This window comes from Duganella rivi, assembly GCF_009857435.1.
GTDB classification, from domain to species: Bacteria; Pseudomonadota; Gammaproteobacteria; order Burkholderiales; family Burkholderiaceae_D; genus Rugamonas; species Rugamonas rivi.
Genome location: NZ_WWCK01000004.1, coordinates 526,457 through 542,899 on the forward strand (window position 1 = coordinate 526,457; position 16,443 = coordinate 542,899).

The following is a 16,443-nucleotide window of genomic DNA, read 5'->3' on the forward strand; positions in this document are numbered from 1 at the left end:
TCCGGTTTTTATTGTTTGCTGTATAAGCTCTACATTACAGCAAAAAAAACGCTCCGTAGGAGCGTTTTTATCAGTAACCTTGGCTAATGATGTCTGCCAGCGACTCCCGGCCCTTGTCGCTGATTTCGAAGCCGCCCTCGGCGCGCTCGATGATGTGGGATTTTTTGCCGAGGAACAACGCCACGTCGGCATCAATGGCCGCGCCGGCTTGCTCGGACAGCGCGCGCAAAGCCAATACGCAACGGCGCAGGAAGATGGCCTGCTCGCCCTTGTCGGTCAGCGCAATGCGGCCGTTGTGTGCGATGCTGATCAGTTTCAGGCCGGACAGGCGCTTGCTATTGCGGCCTACGCACGCGCTGACGCGGTCACCCTTGATGCCGCGCTTGATTTCGTACAGGGCGTCGTACTCGTCCTGCGTGAATTTTTCATTCTTCATTGCTATTTTTTCCATAAGAGACTGCTGCGGCCCTCATGGTACGCGCACACTGGCCCGGCGGCAAGCCGCGCCGTCGCCAGGCAATGGCAATGGCAATAAAGAACGTGCTTGGGAATTACTGGAACGCTCGGAGCACCAGCCACGCCAGGCCGATGCTGGCAAAGGCGGCGATGCAAATCATGGCTTGTACACGCTTGGTGCTCAGTGCAACAGTGCGGCGACCGAGGTAGATTTTATTGTGTAAAGAATTGCCCATGATTCTCTCCGTGAACAGAAATCGACGACATGACTAAATTATAGAAACTCTTTCATTGCAGCTGTGTGACACGGAGCACAAATAGGAAAATATGTATCCGACGGGCAACAAGCTGTTGTGTGGAACCAGCATACCGTCCGTTCCACAGCTGAGACGGTGCGCTGGCGCACACAGCAGCGTAATCAATCGTCAAGTTTTCACGGGCGGCTTGGGCGGCTCGGGTTCTTCGATGGGGGCGTGTTCGGGCAACGGCGTGTTGTCCGGCGGTGGATCCTTTTCCGGCTGCGGCGGCGGCACGTCGGGGTCGGGGGTGGAATGCATGCGCTTCTCCTTGGAATGGCGTTGCTTTCAGTGTTGGGCAAGCGGCGCCATAAGCAAGGAAGGAAATGCCGCCCTGCGTGCGCCAACGCACGCAGGGCGGCTCCAGTCGCGTCAGGCGACGAACTGGTAGTCGGCCAAGGCCGTGGCGGCGTTGCCGGTCAGGACGGCGATTTGGGTCAGCTCGCCGACCGATACCGCCGCGTCGGTGCCGCTCGACTTGAACAGGTAGACGTAGCTGTTGGCGCCGTTATCGACCACGAACAGCGCCTGCTGGTTCAGCGTGAAGCCGCTGGCGGCCGAGCCGATCACCGCAGCCGCCGTGGCGGCCGACACCGTGCCGCTCACATTCGGCGTGAACACCACCAGCTCGGCGCTCGACGAGAAGCCGCCGGCGCTGGTGCGCAGCTCGGCGCCGTCGATCACGGCATCTCCATTGCCGATGGCAAAGGCGGCCTGGCTGATGGCCAGCTTGTCGGTGCCAGTAAGCAAGTCGCTAATGGTGTCGATGCCGGTCGCGCTGTTCAGCACGAAGGTGTCGGCATCAAGGCCGCCGGCCAGCGTATCGCTGCCTGCACCGCCGCTCAGCGTGTCGTTGCCGGTGCCGCCTGTCAGCTTGTCGGCGCCGATGCCGCCCTTGATGTCGTTCGCCAGCGCGTTGCCGGTGGCGGTAAAGGCCAGCGAACCGGTGTAGACCAGGTTCTCGACGTTGGCCGCCAAGGTGTAGTTCGCCAGCGCGGTTTCCACGCGGTCGGTGCCGGCGCCTACGGCCTCGGTCACGACGTCGGTGCTGACGTCGATCACGTAGACGTCGTTGCCCACGCCGCCGATCAGGGTGTCGGTGCCGGCGCCGCCGACCAGCGTATCGTTGCCGATGCCGCCGGTCAGCGTGTTGCCCACGCCATTGCCGGTCAGGATGTTGTCCAGGTCGTTGCCGACGATGCTGATTGCCGCTGTGCCGGTCACCGTGCCGTTTTCCACGTTGGCTGGCAGCGTGTAGCTGCCGGCCGCCGCCAACGCCACGTTGACAGTGTCGCTGCCCTGGTCGGCCAGCTCGCTCACCACGTCGGTCAGCACATCGATGACGTAGGTGTCGTTGCCGAGGCCGCCGGCCATGGTGTCGATGCCGGCGCCGCCGTTCAGCGTGTCGTTGCCGTCCAGGCCGGTCAGTGAGTCGTTGCCCGGGCTGGCGACGTTGGCGTTCACCTCCGCCAGCGTCTTGTCGCCGTCGGCAAACGCCACGGTTTCGACGTTGCGGATGGTCAGCGTCTCGCCGGTGACGGTATTGACCAGCTTGGTATCGGTCAGGGTCGCGCGGGTGCGCACGTAGTCCTTGAAGTCACCCAGCACTTGCACCTTGTCGCTGCCGGCGCCGCCGTCAACCACGTCGGCCAAGCCGAGGCCGGCGAGCAGCAGGTCGTCGCCATCGCCGCCGGCCAGGCTGTCGTCGCCTGCACCGCCGCGCAGCGTGTCGCTGCCAAGGCCGCCGGTCAAGGTGTCCTTGCCGCTGCCGCCGGTGATGTCGTTGTCGAGCACATTGCCGGTGGCGTTGATGGCGGTCGCGCCGATGTATTTCAGGTTCTCGACGTTGGCCGCCAGCGTGTAGGTGCCCAGCGTGGTTTCCACGCGGTCGGTGCCGGCGCCCCCGGCTTCGGTCACCACGTCAGTGCCGACGTCCACCACGTAGACATCGTTGCCGGCGCCGCCTTCCATGGTGTCGGTGCCGGCGCCGCCGTTCAGGGTGTCGTTGCCGGCGCCGCCGGTCAGCTTGTTGGCTGCGGCGTTGCCGGTGAGGACGTTGTCGAGCGCATTGCCGACCAGGCTGACTGCCGCAGCCGAGCTCACCGTGGCGTTTTCGACGTTGGCCGTCAGCGTGTAGGCGCCGGCGGCGGTGTAGGCCACCTGCACCAGATCAATGCCCTCGTCTTCCAGCTCGCTCACCACGTCGCTGGCCACATCGACCACGTAGACGTCATCGCCGAGATAGCCGGACATGGTGTCGCTGCCTGCGCCGCCGTTGATGGTGTCGTTGTTGTCGCTGCCGGTCAGCACGTCGTTGCCGGTGCTGGCGCTGTTGTCTTGCACCTCGCTCAGCAGCTTGTCGCCATCGGTGAAGTGCACGGTTTCGACGTTGCGGATGGTCAGCGCTTCGCCGGTGGCGAGGTTGACCAGCCTGGTGTCGGTGCCGTTCACGCGGGAGCGGATGTAATCCTTGAACTCGCCCAGTACCTGCACCGTATCGCTGCCGGCGCCGCCGTCGATGATGTCGGCCGCGCCGATGCCCGCAGACAGCAGGTCGTCGCCATCGCCGCCGGCCAGGCTGTCGTCGCCTGCCCCGCCGCGCAGGGTGTCGTTGCCGAGGCCGCCGTTCAGCGTATCTTTGCCGATGCCGCCGGTGATCTCGTTGCCGAGCGTGTTGCCGGTGCCGGTAAAGTTCGCCGTGCCGGTGTACTGGAGATTCTCGACGTTCAGGCCCAGCGCGTAGCTCGCCAGCGCGGTTTCGACGCGGTCGGTGCCGGCGCCTGCGCCTTCGTTGACGACATCGGTGGCCACGTCCACCACGTAGACGTCGTTGCCGACGCCGCCCTCCAGCGTATCGACGCCGGCGCCGCCGATCAGCGTATCGTTGCCGGCGCCGCCGCTCAGCTTGTTGGCGACCGCATTGCCGGTCAGGACGTTGTCCAGATCGTTGCCGGCGATGCTGATGGCCACCGTGCCGGTCACCGTGCCGTTCTCCACGTTCGCACCCAGCGTGTAGCTGCCGGCCGCCGTGAAGGCGACGTTGACGGTATCGGTGCCCTGATCCTCGAGCTCGGTCACCACGTCGCCCGCCGCGTCGACAATGTAGGTGTCGTTGCCAAGGCCGCCGGACATGCTGTCGCTGCCGGCGCCGCCGTTCAGCGTATCGTTGTTATCGCCACCGGAGATAACATCATTGCCGGTGCTGGCGAGGTTGGCGTTCACATCCTCCAGCGACTTGTTGCCATCGGCAAAGTGCACAGTTTCGACGTTGCGGATAATCACCGAGTCGCCCGTGGCAATGTTGACCAGCTTGGTATCGGTCAGCGTGACACGGGTGCGGACGTAGGCATCGAAGTCGCCTGCGACATACACCGTGTCGCTGCCGGCGCCGCCATCGACCACGTCGGCGCCCCCGCCCGGCGCCAGCGCGTCGTCGCCATCGCCGCCCAGCAGGCTATCGTTGCCGGTGCTGCCGTCCAGGCTATCGTTGCCGGCGCCGCCGTTCAGGGTATCGTTGCCGAGGCCGCCATTGATGACGTTGTCCAGCGCATTGCCGGTACCGGTGAAATTGCCGGTGACGCCGCTGTACGCGAGGTACTCCAGGTTGGCGCCCAGGATGTAGGCTCCCAGCTTGGAGTACACATAGTCGAAGCCTGCATCCACGCCTTCCGTCACCACGTCGCCGGCCACGTCCACCGTGTAGGAGTCATTGCCCAAGCCGCCTTCCATCGTGTCGGCGCCCGCGAGGCCGTTCAGCGAGTCGTTGCCGGCGCCTCCGCTCAGCTTGTTAGCCAGCGCATTGCCGGTCAATGTGTTGTCGAGCTCGTTGCCGGCCAGGCTGATCGCGACCGTGCCGGTGGCAACGGCGCGCTCCACGTTGGCCGGCAGCACGTAGGTGCCGGCGGCCTTGAATGCCACCTCGACCGTGTCGGTGCCCTCGTTCGCGGCCTCCACCACCACGTCGGTGGCGACGTCAACCACGTAGGTATCGCTGCCCTCGTGGCCGGTCATGGTGTCGCTGCCGGTGTTGCCGTCGATGGTGTCATTGCCAGCGCCGCCTACCAGCACGTCGTTGCCGACGCTGACCAGGTTGTAGTTGATCTCGTCGATGGTGCTGTCGCCCACCGAGAACTCGACGTTCTCGATGTTGCGGATGATAACGGACTCGCCGGTGTCGATGTTGACCAGCTTGGTGTCGGTTGCCGTGACGCGGGTGCGCACGTAGTCGGCGAACTTGCCCATCAAGCGAACGGTGTCGAAGCTGCCGGCGCCGCCGTCCAGCACGTCGTTGCCGGTGCCGGCGTACAGCACGTCATTGCCGTCGCCGCCGAGCAGGCTGTCGTCGCCCGCGCCGCCGCGCAAGGTATCGCTGCCGAGGCCGCCGTTGAGCGTGTCCTTGCCCACGCCGCCGGTGATCTCGTTATCGAGCGCATTGCCGGTGGCGCCGAAGTTGCCTGTACCGGTGTACTTCAGATCCTCGACGTTGGCCGCCAGCGTGTAGGTCGTCAGCGTGGTCTCGACGCGGTCATGGCCCGCCTCTACGCCCTCGGTCACCACGTCGCCGGCCACGTCCACCGAGTAGACGTCATCACCGGCGCCGCCGATCATGATGTCGCTGCCTGCACCGCCGAGCAAGGTGTCGTTGCCCGCGCCGCCCGTCAGGCTATTCGCCAGGGCGTTGCCGGTGATGACGTTGTCCAGCGCATTGCCCACCACATTGATCGCTACGGTGCCGGTGACCACCGCGTTTTCCACGTTGGCCGTCATGGTGTAAGTACCGGCCGCCTTGAAGGCCAGTTGCACCGTGTCGAGGCCGGCGTCAGCCGCCTCGTTCACCACGTCGGTGGCAACGTCGAGCACGTAAGTATCGTCGCCTGCGAGGCCGGCCATGGTGTCGCTGCCGAGGCCGCCATCCATGGTGTTGTTGGCATCCGTGCCTTCCAGCACGTCGTTGCCGACGCTAGGCAGGTTGAAGTTGACCTCGTCCAGCGTTTTCTCCACGCCGTTGAACAGGAACTTCTCGACGTTGCGGACGATGACCGTCTCGTTCAGTTCGGTGTTCACCAGCCTGGTCTCGGTAGCGCTGATGCGGGTGCGCGTGTAGGCATTGAAATCGCGCAGCAGGATTACCGTGTCTTGCCCGGCGCCGCCGTCCACCACATTGCTGCCCAGCCCCGGATCCAGTTCATCGTTGCCGTCGCCGCCGAGCAGGCTGTCGTCGCCGGCCATGCCGGTCAGCGTATCGTTGCCAGCGCCGCCGTTCAGGGTATCGTTGCCGGCACGGCCGCTGATGTCGTTATCCAGCGCGTTGCCGGTGGCGTTGAAGGCGGCCGTGCTATTGCCGTTGAAGCTCAGCGATTCGACATTGGCCGCCAGCGTGTAGGTCGCCAGCGTGGTCTTCACCAGGTCGGTACCGCCGCCGCCGGCTTCCGTCACCGTGTCGCCGGCGGCATCGACGTAGTAGGTGTCGTCGCCGTCGCCGCCGATCATGGTATCGCTGCCGGCGCCGCCGTCCAGCGTGTCGTCGCCCGCGCCGCCGCTCAGCGCGTTGGCGGCGGCGTTGCCCACCAGTTGGTTGTCAGCCGCGTTGCCGACCACGTTGACCGCCAGCGCGGACGTCACGTAGGCGTCTTCCACGTCTTCGCCCATGGCGTAGGCGCCGGCCGCCGTGTACGCCACCTCGACGGTGTCGTGGCCCGCGGTATCGATGATGACGTCGCCCGCCACGTCGACCACGTAGGTATCGTCGCCGTCCAGGCCGGACATGGTGTCGCTGCCGGCCAGGCCGTTGAGCGTGTCAGCGTCGTCGGTGCCGACCAGCACGTCGGCAAACTTGCTCGGCTGATTGGCGATCACTTCCTCGTAGCTCAGCACGGTATCGCCGTTGAACTGGAACAGCTCGACGTTGCGCACCGTGACGTTCTCGCCGGTCTCGCTGTTGACCAGCACGACGTCGGTCGCGTTCGGGCGGGTGATGGTGTAGCTCTCGTAAGCGCCTTTCAGCACCAGCAAGTCGGCATCGGCGCCGCCGTCCACCACGTCCACGCCGCTGCCGGCATCGAGCAGATCCTCGCCCGCGCCGCCTTGCAGGCTGTCGTTGCCGGACAGGCCTTGCAGGTGGTTGGCCTCGGCATTGCCGGTGATGGTGTCGTTGAAGGTGCTGCCGCGCACGTCCTCGATATTGAGCAGCGTGTCGGTGCCGCCGTAGCCGTCCTTGGCGCTGCCTGCTGCCGCGCCGACGCCCAGCGCGACCTGCACGCCGGCCTTGGCGTGCTCGTAGTCGACGCGGTCGGTGCCGTCCTTGCCGTCGATGCTGTCGTTGCCTTCGCGCCCTTCGAACGATTCAAACTCGGCGTCGCTGCCCAGCAGCGTGTCGTTGAAGGCCGAGCCGCGTACGCCCTCGATGTTGAGCAAGTCATCCACGCCGCCCAGTCCGTCCTGCGCCGTGCCCGCCGCCAGATCGACCACCACCGCGCTGGTGCTGCTGGTGTAGTCGACACGGTCGTAGCCGATGCCGCCGTCGATGTAGTCGTCGCCGCCGTTGCCCATGAAGGCCTCGGTCTCGTTTTCCTCGTTGCCGCCCACCAGTTCATCATGGAAGGCCGAGCCGCGCACGCCCTCGATGTTGAGCAGCGTATCGACGTCGCCGCTGTCGTCCATCAGGGTTGCCGTGCCGGCGTGCAGGTCAACCTGCACCCCGGCAGTCGAAGTATCGTAGCGCGCAAAGTCGAAGCCGCCCTTGCCGTCGATGGTGTCGCTGCCGGCCATGCCTTCAAACTGTTCGGTCAGATCGGAGTCCGAGCCGATCAGTTCATCGTCATGGGCGGAGCCGCGCACCTGCGTGATATTGGCCAGGGTATCGTGGCCGGTGGCGTCGCCGGTCGCCTCGCCGGCCGCCAGATCCACCACGACGCCGGAAGCGGCATTCTGATAGCTGACCCGGTTGTTGTTTTCCTGGTTCAGCGTATCGGTGACGACGCCGCCATCAATAGTGTCGTCGCCGGCGCCGCCCTCGAACTGTTCCAGTTGCAGCGCGGTGCTGCCGGTCAGCACGTCGGCCTTGGCCGAGCCGCGCACGAAGTTGATGTTGCTGAGCTTGTCGGTGCCGCCGTAGCCGTCCTGCGCCACGCCGGTGGCGAGGTTGACATTGATGCCCGACGTCGCACCGTCGTAGTTGGCGAGGTTGGCATCGCTGTAGCCGATCTTGTCGGTGATGAGGCCACCGTCCAGCGTGTCGCTGCCGGCGCCGCCATTCAGTACGTCGCTGCCGGCGCCGCCGTCGAGCGAATCATTGCCCTCGCCGCCGATCAGCGTATCGTTGCCGGCGCCGCCCTGCATGCCGTCGTTGCCGGCGTTGCCGCTGAGCTGGTCATTGCCGGCGCCGCCGGCCAGCGTGTCGTTGCCGGTGGTGCCTGCGATATTGTTGTTGACGTCATTGCCGGTGGCGTTGAGCGGATTGCTGCCGGTGTACACCAGCACTTCCACGTTGGCCGCCATGGTGTAGGTGGACAGCGCAGTCATCACGGTGTCGGTGCCGCCGTTGGCCAGCTCGGTTACCACGTCGCCGGCCACGTCCACCACGTAGGTGTCGTTGCCATTGCCGCCCACCATGGTATCGACGCCGGCGCCGCCGTCCAGCGTGTCGTTGCCGGCATTGCCGGCCAGGTTGTTGGCCGCGCCGTTGCCGATCAGCTTGTTGTCCAGCGTGTTGCCGACGAGGTTGACCGCTACCGTGGCCGCCGAGGTGACGCTGGCGTTTTCCAGGTACGGGGCCAGCGTGTAAGTACCGGCCGCGGCGTAGCTGACCAGCGCGGTGTCGATGCCGCCGTTGAGCGCTTCGGTAACGCTGTCGTCCTTGTTGTCGAGAATGTAGGTGTCGTCGCCGTTGAAACCGAGCAGGGTGTCAGCGCCGGCGCCGCCGTCCAGCGTATCGTTGTTGTCGGTGCCTTCGATGAGATCCGGGCCGGGGCTGGCGCTATTGGCGATGAGATCTTCCAGGTCATGGGTCTCGTCGCCGAATTGCACGTGCTCGACGTTGCGGATGGTGATGGTCTCGCCGGTGGTGAGATTGGTCAGCCTGGTGTCGCTCTCGGTCACGCGCAGGCGCGTGAAGTTGGCGTAGTTACCGGCGACCACCAAGGTATCGTCGCCGGCGCCGCCGTCGGCCACGTCGGCCGCGCCTACGCCCGCCATCAGCACATCATCGCCGTCGCCGCCGAGCAGGCTGTCGTTGCCAGCGCTGCCCTTGAGGGTGTCGTTGCCGGCGCCGCCGTTCAGCGTGTCGTTATTGGCGCCGCCGTCGATCTGGTTGGCGCCGGCATTGCCGGCCGCGTTAAAGGTAGCCGTGCCCGTGCCATTGAATTTCAGGTGCTCGACGTTGGCAGCCAGCGTGTAGCTGGTGAGCGCGGTCTGCACCGTATCGATGCCGGCATCAACGCCCTCAGTGACGACATCAAGGGCTGCGTCCACCACGTAGACGTCGTTGCCCTCGCCGCCGATCATGGTGTCGTTGCCGGCGCCGCCGTTCAGCACATCATCGCCGCCGTTGCCGGTCAGGATGTTGGCTACGCCATTGCCGAGCAGGACGTTGGACTGGCCGTTGCCGCTCAGGTTAATGGCTGCGGTGCCGGTGACCGAGGCGTTTTCCACGTTGGCGCCCAGCGCGTAAGTGCCTGCCGCAGTGAAGGCGACCTGCACCGCATCAATGCCGGCGCCGTCGTTTTCCAGAATCACGTCGCCGGCCACGTCCACCACGTAAGTGTCGTCGCCGCCGTTGCCGGCCAGCGTATCGGCCCCCGCGCCGCCGCTCAGCGTGTCGTTGCCGGCGTTGCCGCCGAGGGCGTTGTTGAGCGCATTGCCGGTCAGGGCCACGGCATTCTCAGTAGACGCCATGCCGTTCTCGACGTTGGCTGGCAGCGTCAAGCTGATCGCCGTCTTCACCGTGTCGGTGCCGCCGCCGGCCGCTTCCACGATCACGACGCCGGTGTTCTTGACGATGTAGGTATCGTCGCCGGCGCCGCCGGTCAGGGTATCGGCCCCGCCGCCGCCGTCCATCGTGTCGTTGCCGTCGAGGCCGGTCAATTGCTGGGCGGTGTCGTTAGCGCCGCGCAAAGCCCAGTAGTCGCCGCCATCGGCGCCGGCGGTGCCGGTGATCACGTTGTTGATCGTCAGATTGAAGGCTGCGCTGGCATTGCTGGTCACGCCGGACAGGTTGGTGACGGTGGCCGTCAATGTATGGCTGCCGGTGGCCAGCATCTTCACATCCAGCGCCCAGCGGCCATCATCGTCCACATAGGCCGTGCCCAGCGTGGTCGTGCCGTCCTTGACGGTAATGCTCGAACCCGGCGCGGCGGTGCCGCTGATCACCAGGTGGCTGTTGCTGACCGCCGTGCCGCTGCTCAGCGGCGCATCCTTCAGGTAGTATGCCGCGCTTGGATAGGCCGGATCCAGCACCGGGCTGGCGCCGCCCACCACGGTCTGCACCGTCAGCGTTGGCGCGGCGGGCTTGGCGCCCGAGTTGTCGCCCGCGTAGAAGCTCGGATTGCCGTTGTAATCGATGATCTGCTGGTAGATGCCGCCGCTGCCGGTCAGCTCGGCCGCACCCTGCGTGCCCCAGCTGACCACGATCTGGCCGTCGTCGAATTCGGCCAGCGTCGGGAACAGCTTGATGCCGGCAGTATTGCCGTTGCTGATCTTGAATTCGGCCGACAGCGCGGCGTTGTCGCTGCCGTAGCGGCGCCCCATGATGGCCGACGTGCCGTCGATGTTTTCCACGTCCCACACCACCATGTAGCTGCCGTCGCTCAGGCCCAGCACGGTGCACGAGTTCTGGTAGCCGGCACTGCCGGCCACGAAGGCGGTGCCGGCGGGGTTGCCGCTGGCATCGTAGGCGCGCACCATGACTACGTTGTCACCGCCGCCGCTGCCATCGGCATCGGCCAGCCAGGTCAGGACGTGGCCGCCACCGGCCAAGCCGCTGGCGTGCGCTACCGACAGCGTGCCGGCGCTGGCCGCCGATTCGTGTACCACCAGCTCCGTCCCCAACTTGCTGCCGGCAGCGCTGAAACGCTGCTCCATCAGCACGGCATGGCCGTCTTCAGTGAAGCTGCTCCACACGATCACGTAACCGCCGTCGCCCAGGCTGGTGATGGCCGGGCCAGACTGCGGTGCGTCGCTGGCCGAGCCCACCAGCACCTCGCCGCCCATCGGATTGCCGCTGGAATCGAAGGTGCGCGCGTACACTGCGAGGTGATGATCCACGCCGGCCTGCGCCGACTGCCACGTCACCACGAAGTTGCCGGAACTGAGCACCGTCACGGCCGGCACGCGCTGCGCGGCGTCCGGCGTGGTGCTGACGGTGATCGGGTTGCCCATCGGCTGGCCGTTGCCGCTCAATAGCTGCACCTTGATGTCCCAGCCCGGGTCGTTGTAGGCGGCACCCACGGTCGGGGCACTGTGGTAAGCCACCACGAAGCCGCCGCCGTTCAGGCTGGCCACCACCGGCGCGCGCTGGTCGCCCTGCGTGTTGCTCATGTTGATCAGCACGTCCGGGCCGGTGGCAAAGCCGTCCGAGTCGAAGGCGCGCGCGTACAGGCCGTCGCCACTGCCGTCGCTGGCGCGGAACACTTGCACGTAGCCGTCGCCGTGGTGGCCGTTGGCGGCGGTGCTTTGGTAAATCTGGTAGTTGCCGGGATTGCTGCTGACCACCCGGTCGACGGCCTTCAAGCTCACCGTGCCGTCGGAGAATTGCAGCTTGTGCACCCCCTGCAAGGTGTCGCTGCCGTCCGGCGAACCGGTGCGCTTATCCTGCACCGTCACCGTGCCTTCCACCGTGGTGCGGATGTTGTAATCGCTCTGCTTGCCGCTGAAGACGGCTGTGTCGTCGCCGCCGAGGCCGAACAGCGTGTCATCGCCGGCGCCGCCGGTCAGGGTGTCATTGCCGAGGAAGCCGCCGAGGATGTCGGCCTTGCTGCTGCCGGTCAGGCTGTCGTTGCCGGCGCCGCCGCCCAGCGCCTCGATGCCGCTAAAGGTGATGGCGCCGTCGGCGCTGCTGCCGGTGCTGGTGGCGAGGCTGCCGGTGAAGTTCTGCTTGCCGCCATAGATCAGGACGTCAAAACCGTCGCCGCCGCTGATGCTGTCGCTGCCGCCGTTACTGATGAAGGTCTCGTCAGCCTCGCTGCCGTTGAAGGTGTCGCTGTAGACACTGCCTTCGAGTTCCTCGACACCGCTGATGACGCCGGTTTCACCGAGGCCGTTGTCGAGGATGGCCTGCGTGGCCAGGTTGATGTTGACGCCGTGCGTGGCCTCGGCGATCTCGACACTAAGTGTGTCCTCGTCGCCGGCGCCGCCGAGCACCGTGTCCTGGCCGGCCGACAGTTGGAAGCTATCGTTGCCGGCGCCGCCGTCCAGCACGTCATTGCCGGCGCCGCCATTGAGGTAATCGCCGCCGCTGCCGCCCTTGAGCACGTTATCGAGGCCATTGCCCCACAGGCCCTGGCTGAAATTGCTGCTGACGGTGAGGTTCTCTACGTTGGCCGGCAACATCATGCCGTGGGTGCTGACGACGGTGTCGGTGCCGGACGAAGCCGCCTCATTGATGATGTTGTAGCCGTTGACGACGTAAGTGTCATCGCCAGCGCCGCCGCTCAGCGTGTCAAGTCCGCCACCGCCATCGATGGTGTCATTGCCGTCGCCGCCGTTGAGCGCTTGCGCGCTGCTGTTGGCGCCGTTGTTGTACCAGTACTGCTGGCTGTCGTCGCCGCTGGTGCCGTTGATCACGGCGCTGCTCTGCACCGTCAAATCAAACACGCTGCTGGCCGCGCTGGCGTTGCCGAACAGATCGGTCACCACCGCCTTCAAGTGATAGACGCCGTCGTTCAGTTTCTTGAGGTCGGCCGTCCACAGTCCTTGGTCATCCACTGTGGCAAACGCGATCGGCGTGTCGCCGGAATAAATCGTCACCTTGGTGCCGAAAGGAGCGCTGCCGCTCAGCGCCAGGTGCTGCAAGTTGACCGTATCGCCGCTGCTCAGCGCCGGGCTCAACACATAGCTGCCGTTAGGATTGGTTTGCGGCATGCCGCCGCCGGCCACGGTTTGCACCGACAGTGTTGGTGCGGCCGGCGCGGCGCCGGTGTTGAACACGCCGAATTCCGTTTCGCCGTTACCATTGATCATCTGCTGGTAAATGCCGCCGCTGTCGCCGTTGATGGGGTTGCCTTGCGTGCCCCAGCTCACCAGCACATCGCCGTTGCCGGATCCATTCAGGGTCGGATACATCGCCGCGCCGCCGTTGCTGTGGTTGCTGACCAGGTACTGCGGCCCAACCGGCAAGCCGGTGGCCGGGTTGAAGTTCTGGCCGACGATGGCGCTGCTGCCATCCGGGTGGCGCACGTCCCATACCATCATCACGTTGCCGGCGTAGTTGGTGATGACGTCAACGCCAAGGTAGTACTCGCCGGAGGCGGCGGTGATCGCCGGGCCGCGTTCCGTGCCGTCGTTATTGAAGGTGCGCGCCATCACTGCGCCGCGGCCGTCGGTCATGGTCACCACCCATGACAGCACGTAGCCGCCGTCTACCGTGGTCTGGTGGGCGAAGTTCGATACCGCGCCGGGAGGCAGGCTGTACACGATTTTCTCGGCGCCGCTCTTGCTGCCGTCGGGGTTCAGCAATTGCTGGGCAAAGCCGTTGCTGCCATCCGATAGCTGGCCGTACCACGCCACCACCATGTTGCCGTCGACAACACCATCGTGATCGTTGTCGGTGGCGATTTGCCGCACCAGCGGGTACATTTGATTACCGGCCGTGGTGGTGTTGATCTGGATCTCGGCGCCGGCCTTGGCGCCGGCCGCATCGAACTTCTGGCCGTAAATGCCGTTATTGGCGCCGCCGCCTTCCTGGCGCGACTGCCATGCGGCAAACAGGCCGCCGTCGGCGGTGGCGGTGACCGATGGGAAGCGCTGCTGATAATCGGTGGTGGTGTTGACCTGCACCTCGCTGCCGACCTTGTTGCCGTCCGCATCGAAGCGCTGCATCTTGATTTCGACCAGGCCGGTATTGGTGTAGGTGCCCGCCTCCGGCGTGCTGTCCCACATCACCACAAAGCCGCCGTCCGACAAGGACACCGCGGTCGGCGCACGCTGGTCGCCGGTGGTGGTGGTGTTGACCAGCAGATCGGTGGTGCGTGGCTCGCCGTCGCCGCTGAACAGGCGCATGTAAATGCCTTCGCCATTGGCGTCGGCGGCGCGGAACACCGTCACGTAACCGTTCGCGCCGGCGCCGCCGGTGCCCTGCAAGACGATCGAGTAATTGAACGCCTGGTGGCCGGTCTTGGTGCTGCTGACCACTTGCTCCTGCTGCGCCGCCGTCAGCGTCACATCGGCAAATTGCAGGAACTTCACACCGCGCACAGTGTCCGTGCCGTCCGGCGAACCGCCGCGATTGTCCTGCACCTGGATGTCGCCATTGGCCAGCGTGGTCAGCGTGTAGTCGCCGCGGTTGCCGCTGTAGAAAGCGCGGTCGTTGCCGGCGCCGCCAATGATGGTGTCGTTGCCGCCGGCGCCGGTCAGCATATCGTCGCCGTCCAAGCCCGACAGGATGTTGGCGCCGCTGTCGCCGATGATGGTGTCGTTGTAGCTGTTGCTGCCTTCAACGTTTTCAAAATTACTGAGCACATCCGCGCCGTCCGCGCCGCTGCTGGCGCCCAGCGCCAGGTTGACCTGCACGCCGCCTTGGGCAAAGTAATAGCTGGTGGTATCGCTGCCGCCGGCGCCGCCGTCGAGGGTGTCGTTGCCGCCGTTGCCGTACAGGGTTTCGTTGGTGTCGGCGCGGCCGATAATCACGTCGCCGAACGCGTTGCTGCCGTTGATGCGTTCGATGCTGGTCAGGTGATCGATGGCGTTGCTGCCGTTGCCGTCGTCGGCCGTGCCGGTTTCAAGATTCACGCTCAGCGGGCCGGCGGTGTTGTAATAGCTCACGCGGTCTAAGCCTGCGCCGCCGTCCACGGTATCGGAGCCGCGGCCCCGCACGTTGATGTAATCGTCGCCGTCGCCGCCGTTGATGACGTCCGGGCCGTCCCAGCCGAACAGCATGTCATTCCCGCCGAGGCCATTGAGGGTGTCGCCGCCGCCGGTCGCGTCAAGCTCCTCGGGGCCGTTAGTGCCGTTGATTACAATTCCCATGATCTTATCCCTGAATATTGGTTTGCGCGCCAAGACTACTGCCTGGCTACGGTTCCGCCGCCATCTTTGGAGCGGTCGGATTGAGGTGCCAAAGTAACATTTGGGTAGCCAATTTACCAAGCAAAAGGCGGCGCAATTTCCGTAAATCTCTGACCCCTTCCGAAAAACAACAGAGGAAAAAGCAAGCTTGAAAAAATGAAAACGGGACACCATCTGCGGCGGCATCATCCATGCTTATCAAGGAATAACCATGCTGGCTCCCAAGGCTCCGCGCTCCGTGTATGACCACCGTCCAGTGGCGGTGCAAGTCGTCAAGCAGGAAAAATCCGGCGCAGTAGACCAGCACGTGCTGGTGATCGACAAGCCGAAAAACAAACCGCAGCCGCCCAAAGCGAAATAGGTACAATGGCGGCTTTTCACACGGAACACCGCGCACCATGAGCAGCACGCCACTAAACGACGACGAATACGAGCAACTTGACGACCTGCTGGCGGCGCTGAGCCCAGGCAGCATGGACGTGGCCAAGCTGGAAGGCTTGTTGACCGCGCTGGCGATCGGCCCGGCGGAAGTGGCGCAAGACGCGTGGCTGCCGCTGGTATGGGGCGACGCCGGAGCGGGCTGCGCGGAAGCAACGGCGCTGGTGCTGCGCCATCACGACTACATGCAGGTATGGATGCAAAAAGATCCGGCCAGCTTCGAGCCGATCTATGAGTGCGGCGGCAGCTGGACGGCGGATGCGTGGGGCGCCGGCTTCATGGCCGGCGTGCAGCTGGGCGGCGACGCGTGGGCGCCGCTGCGGGCGCAGCAGCCGGCGTTATTGATGCCGTTCCAATCACCAGTGAATGCGGCCAAGGTGACGCCGTCGGTGATCCAGATCCACGCCTTCTTCCACGCGCCGGTCGCGAAAGCGGCCAAGGTCGGCCGCAATGACCCCTGCCCTTGCGGCAGCGGCCAGAAGTACAAAAAGTGCTGCGGCTAACAGCCGGCGTTACTTGCCGTTGATGATGGCCTTCAACAGCAAGAAGGTCTCGTGGTGGATCGCCTGCTCATTGGCCTTGAACTCCTTGTTGGCGGCGATGTAGGCTGGCTTCTTCAGCGCGGCCGTTTCTGCGGCGGTCGGCTTAGGAGTGCTTGGATTGAGTTGCGCGCCGCTGTTGTAAGTATCGTGCAGCACCTTCTGGCCGTAGCTCGACTGATAGAACTTGGTCATTTCCAGCGACGTCTCGGTGCTAAGCAACTTGGCAACCGGCAGCGCCAAGCGCGAGTACACCAGCTCCGGTTGCAGCTTGATGACCTTATCCATCACCTCCTTGCGCTGGGCGGGCGACGCGTACTGGCTCATGCCGGCAGTCATGCGCATCATCTTCTCAGCCTGCATAGCGGCCAGCAAATCATGCGCCGCCTTGACTTGATTAGCGTCGGGATTCGGCGTGGCGGCATGCACGGCGCCAATCAGAAAAATAGCGGCGAGGAATGCAGTAAAAGACTTCATGGGATCTCCAAGTTAATTTT

The 16,443-nt window shown here is 65.0% G+C and carries 7 protein-coding genes; 2 read left to right on the forward strand and 5 right to left on the reverse strand.

From position 1 onward, the window contains the following. Positions 1-70: 70 nt before the first annotated feature. The 4 genes from GTP45_RS14885 to GTP45_RS28395 all read right to left on the reverse strand — a co-directional run bounded on the left by GTP45_RS14885 (position 71) and on the right by GTP45_RS28395 (position 14,930). A complete protein-coding gene (locus GTP45_RS14885; protein WP_161014902.1) occupies positions 71-436 on the reverse strand; it encodes a hypothetical protein in 366 nt (121 codons plus the stop codon). Between the two features lie 115 nt (positions 437-551). Continuing rightward, on the reverse strand, positions 552-692 hold the full coding sequence (locus tag GTP45_RS27965; protein ID WP_166454630.1) for a hypothetical protein: 141 nt from the start codon (positions 690-692) through the stop codon (positions 552-554). Positions 693-881: 189 nt separating this feature from the next. Then, positions 882-1,013, reverse strand: coding sequence for a hypothetical protein (locus tag GTP45_RS29025; RefSeq protein WP_267876198.1), 132 nt, complete (start codon positions 1,011-1,013; stop codon positions 882-884). A gap of 111 nt (positions 1,014-1,124) precedes the next feature. Continuing rightward, entirely contained in the window at positions 1,125-14,930 is a 13,806-nt protein-coding gene (locus GTP45_RS28395) for a beta strand repeat-containing protein (RefSeq protein WP_161014645.1), read from the reverse strand. A gap of 250 nt (positions 14,931-15,180) precedes the next feature. Here GTP45_RS28395 and GTP45_RS28055 point away from each other — a divergent pair, with 250 nt between their 5' ends. Next, positions 15,181-15,330 carry a hypothetical protein gene (locus tag GTP45_RS28055; protein WP_166454631.1) on the forward strand — a complete coding sequence of 50 codons (150 nt, stop codon included), beginning with the start codon at positions 15,181-15,183 and terminating at the stop codon, positions 15,328-15,330. Between the two features lie 37 nt (positions 15,331-15,367). Beyond that, entirely contained in the window at positions 15,368-15,910 is a 543-nt protein-coding gene (locus tag GTP45_RS14895) for a UPF0149 family protein (protein ID WP_161014646.1), read from the forward strand. A gap of 9 nt (positions 15,911-15,919) precedes the next feature. Here GTP45_RS14895 and GTP45_RS14900 read toward each other — a convergent pair whose 3' ends face one another. Next, complete coding sequence (locus GTP45_RS14900) at positions 15,920-16,423, reverse strand: DUF2059 domain-containing protein (RefSeq protein WP_161014647.1); 504 nt, start codon at positions 16,421-16,423, stop codon at positions 15,920-15,922. Positions 16,424-16,443: the final 20 nt, after the last annotated feature.